The organism is Streptomyces sp. NPDC059861 (assembly GCF_042731435.1).
Taxonomy (GTDB): Bacteria; Actinomycetota; Actinomycetes; order Streptomycetales; family Streptomycetaceae; genus Streptomyces.
Genome location: NZ_JBHWJQ010000003.1, coordinates 197,321 through 215,352, shown reverse-complemented (window position 1 = coordinate 215,352; position 18,032 = coordinate 197,321). Strand labels below are relative to the sequence as shown.

At 70.6% G+C, this 18,032-nt stretch carries 12 protein-coding genes; 10 read left to right on the top strand and 2 right to left on the bottom strand.

What is annotated here, in order from left to right:
* Position 1: 1 nt before the first annotated feature.
* Together ACFV6X_RS04260 and ACFV6X_RS04255 are read right to left on the bottom strand one after the other, a co-directional pair.
* Positions 2–1,924, bottom strand: coding sequence for a molybdopterin oxidoreductase family protein (locus tag ACFV6X_RS04260; RefSeq protein ID WP_385377352.1), 1,923 nt, complete (start codon positions 1,922–1,924; stop codon positions 2–4).
* Complete coding sequence (locus ACFV6X_RS04255; protein ID WP_385377349.1) at positions 1,921–2,892, bottom strand: 2-dehydropantoate 2-reductase; 972 nt, start codon at positions 2,890–2,892, stop codon at positions 1,921–1,923. Before ACFV6X_RS04255 ends, ACFV6X_RS04260 begins: the two co-directional genes overlap by 4 nt.
* A gap of 201 nt (positions 2,893–3,093) precedes the next feature.
* On the opposite strand from ACFV6X_RS04255, the gene ACFV6X_RS04250 reads away from it, so the two are divergent.
* The 10 genes from ACFV6X_RS04250 (at position 3,094) to ACFV6X_RS04205 (ending at position 17,933) form a co-directional block, all read left to right on the top strand.
* A complete protein-coding gene (locus ACFV6X_RS04250) occupies positions 3,094–4,428 on the top strand; it encodes an OFA family MFS transporter (RefSeq protein ID WP_385377346.1) in 1,335 nt (444 codons plus the stop codon).
* Positions 4,429–4,695: 267 nt separating this feature from the next.
* Positions 4,696–5,634, top strand: coding sequence for a beta-ketoacyl-ACP synthase III (locus tag ACFV6X_RS04245; protein ID WP_385377344.1), 939 nt, complete (start codon positions 4,696–4,698; stop codon positions 5,632–5,634).
* Between the two features lie 171 nt (positions 5,635–5,805).
* Complete coding sequence (locus tag ACFV6X_RS04240) at positions 5,806–6,483, top strand: GntR family transcriptional regulator (protein WP_385377341.1); 678 nt, start codon at positions 5,806–5,808, stop codon at positions 6,481–6,483.
* 286 nt (positions 6,484–6,769) lie between these two features.
* Positions 6,770–7,951, top strand: a complete 1,182-nt coding sequence (locus ACFV6X_RS04235; RefSeq protein ID WP_385377339.1) for an ROK family transcriptional regulator — start codon at positions 6,770–6,772, stop codon at positions 7,949–7,951.
* Positions 7,952–8,052: 101 nt separating this feature from the next.
* Positions 8,053–9,570 (top strand): sugar ABC transporter ATP-binding protein, encoded by a 1,518-nt coding sequence (locus ACFV6X_RS04230; RefSeq protein ID WP_385377336.1) that lies wholly within the window; start codon positions 8,053–8,055, stop codon positions 9,568–9,570.
* The gene (locus ACFV6X_RS04225) at positions 9,567–10,586 is read left to right on the top strand and encodes an ABC transporter permease (protein ID WP_385377333.1); all 1,020 of its coding nucleotides are present in this window, start codon (positions 9,567–9,569) and stop codon (positions 10,584–10,586) included. The genes ACFV6X_RS04230 and ACFV6X_RS04225 overlap by 4 nt, the downstream gene beginning before the upstream one ends.
* A gap of 17 nt (positions 10,587–10,603) precedes the next feature.
* Positions 10,604–11,647: a substrate-binding domain-containing protein gene (locus ACFV6X_RS04220; protein WP_385377330.1), complete on the top strand. Its 1,044-nt coding sequence runs from the start codon at positions 10,604–10,606 to the stop codon at positions 11,645–11,647.
* 85 nt (positions 11,648–11,732) lie between these two features.
* Positions 11,733–12,938 carry a Gfo/Idh/MocA family protein gene (locus tag ACFV6X_RS04215; protein ID WP_385377327.1) on the top strand — a complete coding sequence of 402 codons (1,206 nt, stop codon included), beginning with the start codon at positions 11,733–11,735 and terminating at the stop codon, positions 12,936–12,938.
* Positions 12,939–12,950: 12 nt separating this feature from the next.
* Complete coding sequence (locus ACFV6X_RS04210; protein WP_385377325.1) at positions 12,951–13,949, top strand: sugar phosphate isomerase/epimerase family protein; 999 nt, start codon at positions 12,951–12,953, stop codon at positions 13,947–13,949.
* A gap of 264 nt (positions 13,950–14,213) precedes the next feature.
* Positions 14,214–17,933, top strand: a complete 3,720-nt coding sequence (locus tag ACFV6X_RS04205; RefSeq protein WP_385377322.1) for a ThuA domain-containing protein — start codon at positions 14,214–14,216, stop codon at positions 17,931–17,933.
* The last annotated feature ends 99 nt before the right edge of the window (positions 17,934–18,032 follow it).

Genomic DNA, 18,032 nt, shown 5'->3' with positions numbered 1-18,032 from the left:
GTCACCTCACGATGGTCGCGACGGGAAGCTTCTCGATCCGGATCGCCGACGCCTTGAACTCCGCCGTCCCCGCGATCGGGCAGTTCGCCTCGATCGTCAGCTGGTTGGTGTCCACCTCGTCGGGAAAGTGCATGGTCATGAAGGCGAGGCCGGGCCGCAGCGCCGGGTCGATCCACACGGGCGCGACCACGGAGCCACGCCGGGAGGACACCTGGACCTCCTCGCCCACGACGACCCCGTAGCGCTCGGCGTCCTCCGGGCACAGCTCGACGTACTCGCCGCGCCGCAGCGGGGAGGCGAAACTGCCGCTCTGCACACCGGTGTTGTACGAGTCGAGCCGGCGGCCGGTGGTGAGCCGGATCGGGTACCGGTCGTCGGTGAGGTCGACGGGCGGGTCGTGCTGGACCAGCCCGAAGGGCGCGAGCCGGCCGCGCCCGGCCGGGTCCGGGTCCCACAACCGGCCGTGCAGATAGCTGGGTTCGATGCCGTCGGTGCTCGGGCACGGCCACTGGATGCCCTGGTGCTCCGCCAGGCGGTCGTACGTCATCCCGTAGTGGTCCGGCGAGACCGAGCGCAGCTCGTTCCAGACGGCCTCGGCGTCGGCGTACTTCCAGTCGTGGCCCAGGCGCGCGGCCAGGTCGCAGAGGATGTCGATGTCCTCGCGGGCCTCGCCGGGCGGGGTCACGGCCCGGCGCACCCGCTGGACGCGGCGTTCGCTGTTGGTCGTCGTGCCGTCGGTCTCGGCCCAGCCCGCGGTCGCGGGCAGCACGACGTCCGCCAGCTCGGCGGTCTTCGTCAGGAAGATGTCCTGCACGACCAGGAAGTCCAGCGCCTGCAGGCGGCGTACCGCCTGTCCGCTGTCCGCCTCGGACTGCGCCGGGTTCTCACCGATGCAGTAGACGGCCTTGAGGGTGCCCTCCTCCATCGCCTCGAACATCTCCGTGAGGTTCAGTCCGTAGTGCGGCTGGATGACGGTGTCCCAGGCGGACTCGAACTTCAGCCGGGTGTCGGCGTCGAGGATGTCCTGGAAGCCGGGCAGGCGGTTGGGGATCGCGCCCATGTCGCCGCCGCCCTGCACGTTGTTCTGGCCGCGCAGTGGCTGGAGCCCGGAGCCGTAGCGGCCGACGTGGCCGGTCAGCAGGGACAGGTTGATGAGCGCGCGGACGTTGTCGGTGCCGTTGTGATGCTCGGTGATGCCGAGGGTCCAGCACAGCTGGGCGCGCTCGGCGCGGGCGTAGGCGTGCGCCAGCTCGCGGATCGCCTGCGCCGGTACGCCCGTCACCTTCTCGGCGAGCGAGAGCGTCCACGGCTCGACGAGGGCCTTGTACTCCTCGAAGCCGGTGGTCGCCCGCTCGATGAACGCCTTGTTGGCGAGCCCGGCGTGGATGATCTCGCGGCCGATCGCGTGCGCCATCGGGATGTCGGTGCCGACGTTCAGCCCGAGCCAGCTCTCCGCCCACTCGGCGGTGGAGGTACGGCGCGGGTCGACGGCGTGCATGCGCGCCCCGTTGCGGATGCCCCGCAGGACGTGCTGGAAGAAGATCGGGTGCGCGAAGCGGGCGTTGGAGCCCCACATCACGATGACGTCGGTGTGCTCGATCTCCTCGTACGACGACGTCCCCCCGCCCGAGCCGAAGGCGGCGGACAGGCCCGCGACGCTGGGGGCGTGGCAGGTGCGGTTGCAGGAGTCGACGTTGTTGGTGCCCATGACGACCCGGGCGAACTTCTGGGCGACGTAGTTCATCTCGTTCGTCGCGCGGGCGCAGGAGAACATCCCGAACGCGCCCTGTGCCGCCCGCAGTCCGCGTGCGGCACGGTCGAGGGCCTCGTCCCAGGTGGCCGGGCGGAAGGGGGCGTCGCGCGAGTCCCTGACGAGGGGGTGCGTGAGCCGGGTGTAGGTCTTCGGGGACTGGCGTTTCCTCATGCGGCGCTCCTCAGCGCGAGCAGGTCCGAGATGGCGTGCACCGTGCGCAGGGTCGGCACGTCGACGCCGGTGATCTCCGCCAGCTCGACGACCGCGGCGAGCAGCACGTCGAGTTCGAGCGGTTTGCCGCGCTCCAGGTCCTGGAGCGTGGAGGTGCGGTGGTCGCCCACCTTCTCGGCGCCCGCGAGGCGGCGTTCGATGGAGACGCCGACCTCGCAGCCGAGGGCCTCGGCGACGGCGAGCGTCTCGGTCATCATGATCTCGATGACCCGCCGGGTGCCGCCGTGCAGGCACATCTGGCGCATGGTCGCCCGGGCGAGCGCGCTGATCGGGTTGAAGGAGATGTTGCCGAGCAGCTTCAGCCAGATGTCGTTGCGCAGGTCCGGTTCGACCGGGCACTTCAGGCCGCCGGCCCGCATGGCGTCGCCGAAGGCGGAGCACCGTGCGGACACGCTGCGGTCGGGCTCGCCGATGGAGAACCGGGTGCCTTCCAGATGCCGTACGACGCCCGGTGCCTCCAGTTCGGTGGCCGCGTAGACCACGCAGCCGATGGCGCGTTCGGGCGCGAGCACCGCGCTGACCGAGCCGCCGGGGTCCACGCTCTCGATGCGGTGGCCGTCGTGGGGGCCGCCGTGGCGGTGGAAGTACCACCAGGGGATGCCGTTCTGGGCGGCGATCACCGCCGTGGTGCCGTGCAGCAGTGGCTCGATCAGCGGCCCGCACGCCGCGTACGAGTTGGCCTTCAGGCCCAGGAAGACATAGTCGACCGGGCCGACTTCGGCCGGGTCGTCGGTGGCGTGGGCGTGCGCGGTGAAGTCACCGCGCGGGCTGAGCACCCGCACTCCGTGCCGCCTCATGGCCGCGAGATGCGGTCCACGGGCGATGAGATGCACATCGGCGCCCGCGCGGTGGAGCGCGGCACCGACGTAGGCGCCGATTGCTCCGGCGCCGAGGACTGCGACTTTCACAAGAACACTCCGTTCGGTTTGAGGGATACCGCGGAGGTGGCCGGGGACGGCTTGTGTCGACGAAATATTGTCTACAGTATGGAGGTTGGGTCGACAAGGGTCCGCGCGATGACCGTTCGGCGCAGGTTGGATACCGCTCACCGCATACGGTCGACCCGCCGTCTTCTCAACTCCCTTGATCCTTCCTACCGTCCGGGATCCATGAGTCCCCCCGTCGCACCCCCGGGATGGAGCCGCTGGCTGGTGCCGCCCGCCGCGCTCTCCGTCCATCTCTCGATCGGGCAGGCCTACGCCTGGAGCGTGTTCAAGCCGCCCCTCGAATCCGCGCTCGGCCTCAGCGGCACCCAGAGCGCGCTGCCCTTCCAGCTCGGCATCGTCATGCTCGGACTGTCGGCCGCGTTCGGCGGCACGCTCGTGGAGCGCAACGGGCCGCGCTGGGCGATGACCGTGGCGCTGGTCTGCTTCTCCTCGGGCTTTCTGCTGTCCGCGCTCGGCGCCGCCACGGAGCAGTACTGGCTGATCGTCCTCGGCTACGGCTTCGTCGGCGGGATCGGCCTCGGTATCGGCTACATCTCACCGGTCTCCACGCTGATCAAGTGGTTCCCGGACCGGCCCGGCATGGCCACCGGCATCGCCATCATGGGCTTCGGCGGCGGCGCGCTGATCGCCTCCCCGTGGTCCGCGCAGATGCTGGAGTCCTTCGGCTCCGACAGCTCCGGGATCGCGCTCGCCTTCCTGGTGCACGGGCTGACGTACGCCGTGTTCATGCTGCTCGGCGTGGCGCTCGTGCGGGTGCCGCGGGGCGAGCGGCCGGTGGCGTCCGGTCCGGCCGTGACCGAGGGCGTGCAGGTGTCGGCGAAGAACGCCGTGCGCACCCCGCAGTTCTGGTGCCTTTGGGTCGTGCTCTGCATGAACGTGACCGCAGGCATCGGCATCCTGGAGAAGGCCGCGCCGATGATCACGGACTTCTTCGCGGACACCGCCACCCCGGTCTCGGTGACCGCGGCCGCCGGCTTCGTCGCGCTGCTCTCAGCGGCGAACATGGCCGGCCGCATCGCCTGGTCGTCGACGTCCGACCTGATCGGGCGCAAGAACATCTACCGCGTCTACCTGGGCGTCGGCGCGCTGATGTACCTGTTGATCGCGCTGTTCGGCGACTCGTCCAAGCCGCTGTTCATCCTGTGCGCGCTGGTGATCCTCTCCTTCTACGGCGGTGGCTTCGCGACGATTCCGGCGTATCTGAAGGACCTCTTCGGCACGTACCAGGTCGGCGCGATCCACGGGCGGCTGCTCACCGCCTGGTCCACGGCCGGTGTGCTCGGGCCGCTGATCGTCAACTGGATCGCCGACCGGCAGGAGGAGGCCGGCAGGCACGGCGCGTCCCTGTACGGACTGTCGTTCACGATCATGATCGGGCTGCTGGTCGTCGGCTTCGTCGCCAACGAACTCGTCCGCCCCGTCCACTCCCGCCACCACATCCCCGCACCCCGTCAGGAGGCCGTCGATGCCGGACGACAACAGCCAGAGTCCGCCTGACCGGCGCCCGCTGATCGCGTTCGCCTGGCTGTGGGTGGGCGCACCGCTCGCGTACGGTTTGTACGAACTCGTACGGAAGGCGACACAATTGTTCACAGGATGAAGGTGCCTGAATTTTTTGAGCGAACCGTTTGGTCGGACGTTCGACAGCCTGCGGGAAACCGACAAGCCGCGGGTCCCATTCCTGTGCCTTTGCCTGCCCCCTTACTCGTGAGTCGCTGACCAGACTGGTGGGTCCCGCATCCCGCAGCAACGAGGGGACCACCCATGAACGGCTCGCGCATCGCCGCCGTCGGCCACTACCAGCCCGCCAAGGTGCTCACCAACGAGGACCTGGCGGGCATGGTCGACACCAGCGACGAGTGGATCAGAAGCCGGGTCGGCATCCGCACCCGGCACATCGCCGGGCCCGACGAGCCGGTGGACGAGCTCGCCGCGCAAGCCGCCGCCAAGGCGCTCGCGGCGGCCGGGCTGGCACCGGCCGACATCGACCTCGTCCTCGTCGCCACCTCGACGGCCGTCGACCGCTCCCCGAACATGGCCGCCCGGGTCGCGGCCCGGCTCGGCATCCCGAGGCCCGCCGCGATGGACGTCAACGTGGTGTGCGCCGGCTTCACCCACGCCCTCGCCACCGCCGACCACACGGTGCGGGCGGGTGCCGCGAGCCGGGCGCTGGTGATCGGCGCCGACAAGATGTCCGACGTCACCGACTGGACCGACCGCAGCACCTGCGTGCTCGTCGGCGACGGGGCGGGTGCCGCCGTCGTGGAGGCCTCGGACGAACCGGGCGTGGGGCCGGTGCTCTGGGGGTCGGTGCCGGACATGGGGCACGCGGTGCGGATCGAGGGGGAGCCCGCGCGGTTCGCGCAGGAGGGGCAGAGCGTCTACCGGTGGGCGACCACCCAACTGCCGCCGCTGGCCCGGCAGGCCTGCGCGCGCGCCGGGTACGCGCCGGCGGACCTCGCCGCGGTGGTGCTGCACCAGGCCAACCTGCGGATCATCGAGCCGCTCGCCGAGAAGCTGGGCGCCGTCAACGCCGTCATCGCGCGCGACGTCTCCGAGTCCGGGAACACCTCGGCGGCCAGCATTCCGCTCGCGCTCTCCAAGCTGGTGGAGCAGGGGGCGATTTCGACCGGCGACCCGGTGCTGCTGTTCGGGTTCGGGGGGAACCTGTCGTACGCCGGGCAGGTCGTGCGGTGTCCCTGAGCGCCGGTGCGGGCCGGAGTGTGACGAGGCCAACTGCCGCTCCCGCTGGCCATTGTGCGCCGTAGACTGTAGACAAAAGGCAATTGATACTCTCTTTCCCAGGGCTTTACGGCTCCGGGGGTTGCTCCGGGGTTGACGTCTGCTGTGCACGGCCCAGCCAGGAGGGGACCGATGTTGTCGACAGGACTGCCGCAGGGTGCGGTGCCCAAGCTCGAACGTCCCGGCCCGCTGCGCGACCGCGTCTACGAGGCGCTGCTCGAACTCATCACCACCCGTGCCCTCCAGCCCGGCCAGCACCTGGTCGAGAGCGAACTCGCGGGGCACCTCGGCGTCTCCCGGCAGCCGGTGCGTGAGGCGCTGCAGCGGCTGAACACCGAGGGGTGGGTCGATCTGCGCCCGGCGCAGGGCGCGTTCGTGCACGAGCCGACCGAGGAGGAGGCCGACCAGCTCCTGACGGTCCGTACGCTGTTGGAGGCCGAGGCCGCCCGGCTCGCCGCCGTCAACGCGGGCAAGGCCGGCGTGGCCGTCCTCGAAGAGCTGTGCGCGGAGGGCGAGCGCGCGGTCGCCGCCGACGACGTGGACGGCGCGGTCGCGCTCAACGCCCGCTTCCACGCGAAGATCATGGAGCTGGCGGGTAACGCCGTCCTCGCCGAACTGGCCGCGCAGGTCGACCGCCGGGTCCGCTGGTACTACACGCCGGTCGCCCGGCAGCGCGGCAAGCAGTCCTGGATCGAGCACCGCGAGCTGATCGCCGCGATCACGGCGCGTGACGAGCAGCGGGCGACGACCGTCATGCGCGCGCACACCGAGCACACGCGCAAGTCGTACCACGAGCGCCCGCGCGGCTAGCCGGCTCGTACCGGTGCGCCCCCAAATCGGCCTACTCGGCTGTGTATCGGAGTGCGGTCCTCGACGGGGCCGCACCCGTCGGCATGTCATGCCCCCTCATCACTGCGCGTGAGTCCGGCCATGCACTCGCGGGCCCATCCTCGTCCCCATCTTTGTCCTGTGAGTGGAGAAAGTCCGCAGCAATTCGTGCGCACCTTCTTCCCAGTCCCGGCGGCCACTGCTACGTTCCCCCTCGAAAGCCGGACAGCGATGGCCGATTCGAGGCGGGGAGGGGCTCGTGAGACGCATGACCGCACGACCCGCGAACGCCCACCAGGCCAGGCTGCTGAAGCTGTTGCGTGACGGCGGGCCCAACTCCCGGGCGCAGCTGGGCGATCAGGTCGACCTCTCGCGGTCCAAGCTGGCCGTCGAGGTCGACCGGCTGCTGGAGACGGGCCTGATCGTCGCCGACGGACTCGCCGCCTCGCGCGGCGGCCGTCGCTCGCACAACATCCGGCTCGCACCCAACCTGCGCTTCCTCGGCGTCGACATCGGCGCGACCTCCATCGACGTCGCGGTCACCAACGCGGAGCTGGAGATCCTGGGTCACATCACCCAGCCGATGGAGGTGCGGGAGGGACCCGTCGCGGTCTTCGAGCAGGTCCTCGCCATGGCGGCCAAGCTGCGGGCCTCCGGGCTCGCGGAGGGCTTCGACGGCGCCGGCATCGGCGTCCCGGGCCCGGTCCGCTTCCCCGAGGGCGTGCCCGTGGCACCGCCGATCATGCCGGGCTGGGACGGCTTCCCGGTGCGGGAGGCGCTCAGCCAGGAACTCGGCTGCCCGGTCATGGTCGACAACGACGTGAACCTGATGGCGATGGGGGAGATGCACGCGGGCGTCGCACGCTCCGTGGGCGACTTCCTCTGCGTCAAGATCGGCACCGGCATCGGCTGCGGCATCGTCGTCGGCGGTGCCGTGCACCGTGGTACCACGGGCTCCGCGGGCGACATCGGGCACATCCAGGCCGTGCCCGACGGACGTCCGTGCGCCTGCGGCAACCGCGGCTGCCTGGAGGCCCACTTCAGCGGCGCGGCACTCGCCCGTGACGCGCTGGAGGCGGCCCAGCAGGGAGACTCGGCCGAACTCGCGGCACTGCTGGAGACGAACGGCATGCTCAGCGCCGTCGACGTCGCCACCGCGGCCGCCGCGGGCGACCCCACCGCCCTCGAACTGATCCGTGAGGGCGGCAACCGCACCGGCCAGGTCATCGCCGGCCTGGTCAGCTTCTTCAACCCCGGCCTGGTGGTGATCGGTGGCGGGGTGACCGGCCTCGGCCACACCCTGCTCGCCGCGATCCGCACCCAGGTCTACCGTCAGTCACTGCCGCTGGCGACCGGCAATCTTCCCATCGTCCTCGGCGAGCTGGGCCCCACCGCCGGTGTCATCGGCGCGGCCCGGCTGATCAGCGACCACCTCTTCTCACCCGCGTAAGCACCTCCGACGCGCGCACCATCCGTACAGCGCCCTGCTTCGCCCTGCCCTGCTCCGCCCTGCCCTGAAACCGGCCCGCACGCCCGCCAAGGGGAACCCACATGGCCCCAGAACCACCCCTGCTCAGCATGTCCGGCATCACCAAGTCGTTCCCCGGCGTCCGCGCCCTGGACGGCGTCGATCTCGACGTCCAGGCCGGTGAAGTGCACTGTCTGCTCGGCCAGAACGGCGCAGGCAAGTCCACCCTGATAAAGGTGCTGGCCGGCGCCCATCAACCCGACACCGGCACCATCCGCTGGCGCGGCGAGGACGTGACCCTGCGTTCGCCCATCGCCGCCATGCGCCTGGGCATCGCCACCATCTACCAGGAACTCGACCTGGTGGAGCACCTGTCGGTCGCCGAGAACGTCCACCTCGGCCACGAACCCACGGCCGCCGGTTTCGTCGTACGGCGCAAGGCGGCCAAGGCGTCAACGGCCGCGCTCCTCAAGCGACTCGGGCACGGTGAGATCGATCCGGCGCGGCTCGTCGGTGAGCTGTCGGCCGCCCAGCAGCAGATCGTCTCCATGGCCCGCGCGCTCTCCCACGACGTACGTCTGATCGTGATGGACGAGCCGTCCGCCGCCCTCGACCCCGACGAGGTGGACAACCTCTTCCGGATCGTCGGCGACCTCACCGCCGACGGCGTCGCCGTCGTCTACATCTCGCACCGCCTGGAGGAGATCCGCCGGATCGGCGACCGGGTGACCGTGCTGAAGGACGGCCGGGCCGTGGCGGGCGGGCTGCCCGCGAAGTCGACGCCGACGCGTGAGGTCGTGGCGCTGATGACCGGCCGCAACGTCGAGTACGTCTTCCCCGAGCGGCCGGCCTCGCCGAGGCAGGGGGACGCGCTGCTGGAGGTGCGGGGGCTGGCGCGCACCGGTGAGTTCGAGTCCTTCGACCTGACCGTGCGCCCCGGCGAGATCGTCGGCCTCGCGGGACTCGTCGGCTCCGGCCGCTCCGAGATCCTGGAGACCATCTACGGCGCCCGCAAGCCCACCGCCGGTCAAGTCCTCGTATCGGGGAAGCCGTTGAAGCCCGGCAGCGTGCGCGCCGCCGTCCGCGCCGGACTCGGGCTCGCCCCCGAGGAGCGCAAGGCGCAGGCGCTCCTGATGCTGGAGTCGGTCACCCGCAACGTCTCGGTCTCCTCCATGTCCCGCTTCTCGCGCGGCGGCTGGATCGACCGCGGTGCGGAGCTGGGCGCGGCACGCGCGGCGACCCGCGAGCTGTCGCTGCGCCCCGACAACCCCTCGGTGCCGGTCCGCACCCTGTCCGGCGGCAACCAGCAAAAGGCCGTCCTGGCCCGCTGGCTGCTGCGCGGCTGCCGCGTCCTGCTGCTCGACGAGCCGACCCGCGGCGTCGACGTGGGCGCCCGCGCCGAGCTCTACGCGGTCGTCCGACGCCTCGCCGACGAGGGCCTCGCGGTGCTGCTGGTCTCCAGCGAGGTGCCCGAGGTGCTCGGCCTCGCCGACCGTGTGCTGGTGCTGCGGGAGGGGCGCGTCGTACACACCGCTCCCGCCCGTGAGCTGGACGAACACCGCGTACTCGACCTCGTGATGGAAGGAAGCCCGGCGACATGACGCAGCCCGTCTCCCCGCCGCGGGACAGCGCCGACAAGGTGCCGTCGGCCGTTCAACCCCCTGCCTGGCGCGGCATGCTGTTCCGTGCCGACGTCCGCACCCTGTCGCTGCTCGGCGTGCTCGCCGCGCTCGTCGTCATCGGAGGCATCACCAAGCCGGACGAGTTCCTCGACACCCGCAACCTGCAACTGGTCCTCACCCAGGCCTCCGTGATCGGTGTCGTCACCGTCGGGATGACCTTCGTCATCACCTCCGGCGGCATCGACCTCTCCGTCGGCGCGATCGTCGCCCTCGCCTCCGTGTGGGCGACCACCGTCGCCACCCAGGAGTACGGCTTCGCCGGCATCCTCTTCACCTCGGTGCTGGTCGGCGTGGGCTGCGGACTGGTCAACGGACTGCTCATCGCCTACGGCGGGATGGTCCCGTTCATCGCGACCTTGGCCATGCTGGCCTCGGCGCGCGGACTGGCGCTGCAGATCACGGACGGCAGCACGCAGATCGTCACGGTGGACGGCATCCTCGACCTCGGTGAGCGCGACGCCTACGTACTCGGCGTCCCGCCGCTCGTCCTCGTCTTCGCGGTCGTCACGATCATCGGCTGGCTGGTGCTGAACCGCACCACCTTCGGCCGCCGCACGGTCGCCGTCGGCGGCAACGCGGAGGCGGCGCGGCTGGCCGGCATCGATGTCCGCCGGCAGCGGCTGTATCTCTACCTGCTCTCCGGACTGTGCTGCGGCATCGCCGCGTTCCTGCTGATCATCCTGTCCGGATCCGGCCAGAACACCAACGGCAACCTCTACGAACTCGACGCCATCGCGGCCGCGATCATCGGCGGCACGCTGCTCAGCGGAGGCCGCGGCACCATCGTCGGCTCCGTGCTCGGCGTCCTGATCTTCACCACGATCACCAACATCTTCGCCCTGAACAACCTGCAGAGCGACGTCCAGCAGATCGCCAAGGGCGCGATCATCGTCGCCGCCGTGCTGGTCCAGCGCCGTACCGCGAGCACGACCTGAGGAAAGGGTTCACCGCCATGTCTCAACTCACCTCTCGCAGAGGACTGCTCTTCGGGACCGCCGCCGTCTCGGCCGGTGCCCTCCTCGCCGGGTGCACCAGCAACGAGCCCAAGGAGGAGGAGGAGCGGGCCGCCGACAGCCAGCCGGCCGCCGACGACAAGCCGGGCAAGCAGGTCACCATCGGCTTCGCCGGACCGCAGGCCGACCACGGCTGGCTCAACGCGATCAACGAGAACGCCAAGAGCCGCGCCGAGAAGTACGAGGACGTGACGCTGGAGATCACCGAGGGCTCCAACGACACCGCCGCGCAGATCGGCCAGATCGAGACCCTCATCAACAAGAAGGTCGACGTCCTGGTCATCCTGCCCGCCGACGGCAAGGCGCTCACCCAGGTCGGGCTCAAGGCGATGCGGGCCGGGATCCCGGTGATCAACCTGGACCGGATCTTCAACACCCCCCAGGCGTACCGCTGCTGGATCGGCGGCGACAACTACGGCATGGGCCTCAACGCCGGTCACTACATCGGCGAGAAGCTCAAGGACAAGTCCGACGCCCGGGTCATCGAGCTGGCCGGACTGGACAACCTGGAGCTGACCAAGCAGCGCTCCCAGGGCTTCGACGACGCGCTGAAGAACTACCCGAACATCCGCAAGGTGGCCCGCCAGGCCGCCGAGTTCACCGTCGAGTCGGGGCAGGCCAAGATGGCCCAGCTGCTCCAGGCCCAGTCCAAGTTCGACGCCCTGTGGAACCACGACGACGACCAGGGCGTGGGCGCGCTGCGCGCCATCGAGCAGGCCGGGCGCGACGACTTCCTGATGGTCGGCGGCGCCGGCGCGCTCTCCGCGTTCCAGGCCATCGAGGCGGACGACGGCGTGCTGAAGGCGACGGTGCTCTACCCGCCCAGCATGGCCGCCTCGGCCATCGACCTGGCCCGCGCCCTCGGCCAGGGCAAGGGCATCGGCGGCCTCGCCGAGTTCGAGATCCCGGCGTCGCTGACGCTCTACTCGGCCGTCGTCGACAAGACCAACATCGAGCAGTACATGTCCACCGGCTTCAAGTGAGGCGCCTCGCTCGACGGGCCCGGCCCTCGTGAAGGGGCCGGGCCCCCACCCCCCACCGCGCCACGACGACGAGGAGGACATCCGTATGGCACAGCCGCAAGCGCCCGAAGGGACCGGGGCGGACCAGCCCCCGCTGCGTATCGGCATGGTCGGCTACGCCTTCATGGGCGCCGCCCACTCCCAGGGCTGGCGCACCGCGGGCCGCGTCTTCGACCTGCCCCGGCAGCCGGAGCTCACCGTCATCTGCGGGCGGGACGAGACGGCCGTGCGTGCGGCGGCCGCCCGGCACGGCTGGGCGGCGACCGAGACCGACTGGCGGGCGCTGATCGCCCGGGACGACGTCGACCTGGTCGACATCTGCACTCCCGGCGACAGCCACGCCGAGATCGCGATCGCCGCGCTGGCCGCGGGCAAGCACGTCCTGTGCGAGAAGCCCCTCGCGAACACCGTCGAGGAGGCCGAGGCGATGGCCACCGCCGCCGAATCGGCCCACGAGCGGGGTCAGCTGGCGATGGTCGGCTTCAACTACCGCCGGGTGCCCGCCACCGCGCTGGCCCGGCAGATGGTCGCCGAGGGCCGCCTCGGCACCCTGCGGCACGTCAGGGTGTCGTACCTCCAGGACTGGCTGGTCGACCCGCAGGCCCCGCTGACCTGGCGGCTGCGCAAGGAACTGGCCGGCTCCGGCTCGCTCGGCGACCTCGGGGCGCACATCGTCGACCTGGCGCAGTACCTGGCCGGTGAGCAGCTGGCCGGCGTGTCGGCGCTCACGGAGACCTTCGTACGGGAACGGCCGCTCGCCGGGGCCGTCCGGGGCCTGGGCGCGGCATCGGCCGACGGGACCGGGCAGGTCACCGTGGACGACGCCGCCCTGTTCACCGCCCGGTTCGCCTCCGGCGCCCTCGCCTCCTTCGAGGCCACCCGGTACGCCACCGGTCGCAAGAACGCCCTGCGCATCGAGCTCAACGGCGAACACGGCTCGCTGGCCTTCGACCTGGAGCGGCTCAACGAGCTCTGGTACCACGACGGCACCGAGCCGGACACCCGGGCCGGATTCCGCCGCATCCTCGTCACCGAACCCGACCACCCCTACCTGGACGCCTGGTGGCCGCCGGGTCACGGCCTCGGTTACGAGCACACCTTCGTCCACCAGGCCCGGGACCTGGTCCACGCGGTCGCCGAGGGCCGGCTCCCCGAACCCTCCTTCGCCGACGGGCTGCAGGTGCAGCGCGTGCTCGCGGCGGTGGAGGAGAGCGCCGAGAAGAACTCCGTCTACACCCCGATCGCGGTCTAGGAGGCGTTGGTCATGCCGCGCACGTTCACGCTCTTCACCGGCCAGTGGGCCGACCTGCCCCTCGAAGAGGTCTGCCGCCTGGCCCGTGACTTCGGTTACGACGGCCTCGAACTGGCTTGCTGGGGCGACCACTTCGAGGTCGACAAGGCCCTGAGCGACCCTTCCTACATCGAGTCGAGGCATCAGCTGCTCGACAAGTACGGCCTGAAGTGCTGGGCCGTCTCCAACCACCTGGTCGGCCAGGCGGTCTGCGACGCCATCATCGACGAGCGGCACCAGGCCATCCTGCCGGCCCGGATCTGGGGCGACGGCGAAGCGGAAGGCGTACGGCAGCGCGCCGCCGCCGAGATCGCCGACACCGCGCGGGCCGCGGCCGCGTTCGGCGTCGACACGGTCATCGGCTTCACCGGCTCGGCCATCTGGCACCTGGTCGCGATGTTCCCGCCGGCCCCCGAGGCGATGATCGAGCGGGGCTACGAGGACTTCGCCGCGCGCTGGAACCCGATCCTGGACGTCTTCGACGCCGAGGGCGTGCGGTTCGCGCACGAGGTGCACCCGAGCGAGATCGCCTACGACTACTGGACCACCCAGCGCGCCCTGGAGGCGGTCGGTCACCGGCCCGCCTTCGGGCTGAACTTCGACCCCTCGCACTTCGTGTGGCAGGACCTCGACCCGGTCGGCTTCCTGTGGGACTTCCGCGACCGGATCTACCACGTGGACTGCAAGGAGGCCCGCAAACGCCTCGACGGCCGCAACGGGCGTCTCGGCTCCCACCTGCCCTGGGGCGACCCGCGGCGCGGCTGGGACTTCGTCTCCGCCGGGCACGGCGACGTGCCCTGGGAGGACGTCTTCCGCATGCTGCGCTCCATCGACTACCAGGGCCCCGTCTCCGTCGAGTGGGAGGACGCCGGCATGGACCGGCTCCAGGGCGCTCCCGAGGCCCTGGCCCGCCTGAAGGCCTTCGACTACGAGCCGCCCAGCGCGTCCTTCGACGCCGCGTTCAACAGCTGAACCACGGGCCCGGCCGCAGGTCGGGGAAGGGGGCCGGTACATCCGCCGGTCCCCCCTCCGATCTGCCCGGATCCCGCTTTGTCCTGCGATGGGAGAAAGTTCAACCGGTTCTGCCGCAAGGGGTGTTCGCCCCGGAAGAACGCGGTTACCGTCCCTGAAGCGTTCAGGTCACACACACCTCCGGGGTGACGGCGCACCCCGGCGCCCGCACCGCACGTCTTCGCACCCATCCCGTACGGCCCACCCCGTTCCCGGAGGGACTTCGTGCACAGCACCAGACTCAGTAGTACCCGCACCCCGAGGCGTCCCAGGCTTCGTACCGCCCTCGCCCTCTTCACCGGCCTGCTGCTGGCCGTGGGCACCCCGGCGACCGTCGCCGGCGCCCACCCCGGCCACCCCGAACACGACGAACCGGCAGCCGAGGGGCAGTTCCAGCAGGTGCCGCTCGCCAAGGGCGAGCCCGAGATGGGCGAGCCGATGTCGCTCGCCGTGCTCCCGGACCGCAGCGTCCTGCACACCTCGCGCGACGGCACGCTGCGCCTCACCGACCAGGGCGGCGTCACCAAGGTCGCCGGCAAGATCCCCGTCTACAGCCACGACGAGGAAGGTCTGCAGGGCGTCGGCATCGACCCGGACTTCGAGAACAACCGGGCGATCTACCTCTATTACGCCCCGCCCCTCGACACCCCCGCGGGCGACGCCCCGGAGACCGGCACCGCAGAGGACTTCGCGAAGTTCGACGGCGTCAACCGCCTCGCCCGCTTCGTGCTGAACCCCAACGGCACGCTGGACATGGCCAGCGAGAAGAAGGTCCTGGACGTCGCGGCCTCCCGCGGCACCTGCTGCCACGTCGGCGGCGACATCGACTTCGACGCGGCCGGCAACCTCTACCTGTCGACCGGCGACGACACCAACCCCTTCTCCTCCGACGGCTACACGCCGATCGACGACCGCGAGGGCCGCAACCCCGCCTTCGACGCCCGCCGCAGCTCCGGCAACACCAACGACCTGCGCGGCAAGATCCTGCGCATCAAGGTCGCCGAGGACGGCTCGTACACCGTCCCGGAGGGCAACCTCTTCGCCCCGGGCACCGAGAAGACCCGTCCCGAGATCTACGCGATGGGCTTCCGCAACCCGTTCCGGATGAGCGTCGACGACAAGACCGGCATCGTCTACGTGGGCGACTACGGCCCCGACGCGGGCGCCGCCGACCCGAACCGGGGCCCGGCGGGACAGGTCGAGTTCGCCAAGGTCACCAAGGCCGCCAACTTCGGCTGGCCGTTCTGCACCGGCAACAACGACGCCTACGTCGACTACGACTTCGCCTCCGGCACCTCCGGCGAGAAGTTCGACTGCGCCGCCCCGAAGAACACCTCGCCGCACAACACGGGCCTGGTCGACCTGCCGCCCGCGCAGGCCGCCTGGATCCCGTACGACGGCGGTTCCGTGCCCGAGTTCGGCAGTGGCTCCGAGTCCCCGATGGGCGGCCCGGTCTACCGCTACGATGCCGACCTCGACTCCAGCGTCAAGTTCCCCGAGGCGTACGACGGCGACTTCTTCGCCGGTGAGTTCGGCCGCCGCTGGATCAAGCGGATCGAGCAGACCGAAGACGGTTCGGTCGCGAAGATCAACGACTTCCCGTGGACCGGCACCCAGATCATGGACATGGAGTTCGGCCCCGACGGCGCGCTCTACGTCCTCGACTACGGCGTCTCCTGGTTCCAGGGCGACGAGAACTCCGCGCTGTACCGGATCGAGCACGCCGAGGACGGCTTCTCCCCGATCGCCGAGGTGAGCGCCGACAAGACGTCCGGCGCGGCCGGCCTGAAGGTCACCTTCACCGGCTCCGCGAAGGACGCCGACTCCGCCGAGCTCACCTACAGCTGGGACTTCGGCGACGGCACCACGGGCGAGGGCCTCAGGCCCACCCACCGGTACAAGAAGGTCGGCACCTACACCGCCACCTTCACGGCCAAGGACGCCGAGGGCAACACCGGCAACGCCAGCGTCCGCATCGTGGTCGGCAACACCGAGCCCAAGGTGCGCATCGACGTCCCGGGCAACGGCACCCTGGCCGCCTTCGGCGAGCCCGTCCCGTTCAAGGTGACCGTCACCGACCCCGAGGAGACGATCGACTGCTCCAAGGTCAAGGTCGCCTACAGCCTCGGCCACGACTCCCACGCCCACGAGCTGACCAGCGAGACGGGCTGCGAGGGCACCCTGAAGCCGCCCGCCGGTGACGGCGGTCACGACCCCAACGCCAACATCTACGGCGTCGTCGGCGCCAGCTACACCGACGGTGGGGCGAACGGCCAGGAGGCGCTGACCGGTACCGCGCGCGCCGTGCTCCAGCCGCTGCACCGCCAGGCCGAGCACTTCGCCGCCCAGTCGGGCGTGCAGACCTACGACAAGGCGGGCGCCAACGGCGGCAAGACCGTCGGCGACATCAACGACGGCGACTGGATCTCCTTCAGCCCCTACCGGTTCGACGGGCAGAAGAAGATGACCGTGCGGGCCTCCTCCGGCGGCGCGGGCGGCTTCGTCGAGCTGCGCACCGGCTCGCCCGACGGCCCGCTGCACGGCTCGGCGTACATCCCGCCGACCGGCAGCTGGGACACCTTCCAGAACGTCGACGTGCCGCTGCGCGCGCTGCCCAAGGGCACCACGGAGATCTACCTGGTCTTCAAGGGCGGCGAGGGCGCGCTGTACGACGTGGACGACTTCGAGTTCTCCAAGGAGCCGTTCAAGGGCGGCAAGAAGGTCCTGGTCTTCTCCAAGACCGCCGGCTTCCGGCACGACTCCATCCCGGCCGGCATCGCCGCCCTGAAGGAGCTCGGCGCCCCGGCCGGCATCACGGTCGACGCGACCGAGGAGGCCGGGCAGTTCACCACGGCCAACCTCGCCAAGTACGACGCCGTGGCCTTCCTGTCCACCACCGGTGACGTCCTGAACGCCGCCCAGCAGACGGCGTTCGAGAACTACGTCAGGAACGGCGGCGGCTACATGGGCATCCACGCCGCCGCCGACACCGAGTACGAGTGGGAGTTCTACGGCGGCCTCGTCGGCGCCTACTTCGACTCCCACCCGGCCATCCAGAAGGCCACCGTCCGCGTCGAGGACCACGACCACCCGTCCACCGGGCACCTGGGCGACGCCTGGGAGCGCACCGACGAGTGGTACAACTACCGCACCAACCCGCGTGAGCAGGCCAAGGTCCTCGCCACCCTGGACGAGACGACCTACCAGGGCGGCACCATGAAGGGCGACCACCCGATCGCCTGGTGCCAGAGCTACGGCGGCGGCCGCTCCTTCTACACCGGCGGCGGCCACACCAAGGAGTCGTACGCCGACGAGGCCTTCCGCGCCCATCTGCTCGGCGGTCTCCAGTACGCCACCGGTCAGGTCAAGGCCGACTGCAAGCCGAGCACGGACTACCGGAAGGTCTTCAACGGCCAGACCCTGGACGGCTGGAAGCAGGCCGGCCCCGGCAAGTTCAACGTCAAGGACGGCACCCTGGAGTCCGAGGGCGGCATGGGTCTGCTCTGGTACCAGGCCAAGGAGCTGAAGTCGTACTCCCTCAAGCTCGACTGGAAGATGCAGGGTGACGACAACTCCGGGATCTTCGTGGGCTTCCCGGCCTCCGACGACCCCTGGTCCGCGGTGAACAAGGGCTACGAGATCCAGATCGACGCCACGGACGCGCCCGACCGCACCACGGGCTCCGTCTACTCGTTCAAGTCGGCGAACATCAAGGCCCGTGACCAGGTCCTGCGTCCGCCCGGCCAGTGGAACTCCTACGAGATAAAGGTCCAGGGCGAACGCCTCCAGGTGTTCCTCAACGGAGTCAAGATCAACGACTTCACCAACAAGGACCCCCAGCGGAGCCTGACCGACGGTCACATCGGCCTCCAGAACCACGGCGCCGACGACCAGGTCTCCTTCCGCAACATCCAGTTGAAGGAACTGCCCACCACGGGCGGCTGAGCGGGCGGGGGGGGGGGGGGGGCCCGCGCCCCCCCCCCCCCCGTGTTGCCCCCCCCCGGGGGGGGCCCCCAACGACGGGGGCCCACGGAGCCGGCCCCA

Coding starts and splice junctions, on each gene's coding strand:
- ACFV6X_RS04260 (WP_385377352.1), bottom strand. CDS start 1,924: ATGAGGAAACGCCAGTCCCCGAAGACCTACACCCGGCTCACGCACCCC.
- ACFV6X_RS04250 (WP_385377346.1), top strand. CDS start 3,094: ATGAGTCCCCCCGTCGCACCCCCGGGATGGAGCCGCTGGCTGGTGCCG.
- ACFV6X_RS04245 (WP_385377344.1), top strand. CDS start 4,696: ATGAACGGCTCGCGCATCGCCGCCGTCGGCCACTACCAGCCCGCCAAG.
- ACFV6X_RS04240 (WP_385377341.1), top strand. CDS start 5,806: ATGTTGTCGACAGGACTGCCGCAGGGTGCGGTGCCCAAGCTCGAACGT.
- ACFV6X_RS04235 (WP_385377339.1), top strand. CDS start 6,770: ATGACCGCACGACCCGCGAACGCCCACCAGGCCAGGCTGCTGAAGCTG.
- ACFV6X_RS04230 (WP_385377336.1), top strand. CDS start 8,053: ATGGCCCCAGAACCACCCCTGCTCAGCATGTCCGGCATCACCAAGTCG.
- ACFV6X_RS04225 (WP_385377333.1), top strand. CDS start 9,567: ATGACGCAGCCCGTCTCCCCGCCGCGGGACAGCGCCGACAAGGTGCCG.
- ACFV6X_RS04220 (WP_385377330.1), top strand. CDS start 10,604: ATGTCTCAACTCACCTCTCGCAGAGGACTGCTCTTCGGGACCGCCGCC.
- ACFV6X_RS04215 (WP_385377327.1), top strand. CDS start 11,733: ATGGCACAGCCGCAAGCGCCCGAAGGGACCGGGGCGGACCAGCCCCCG.
- ACFV6X_RS04210 (WP_385377325.1), top strand. CDS start 12,951: ATGCCGCGCACGTTCACGCTCTTCACCGGCCAGTGGGCCGACCTGCCC.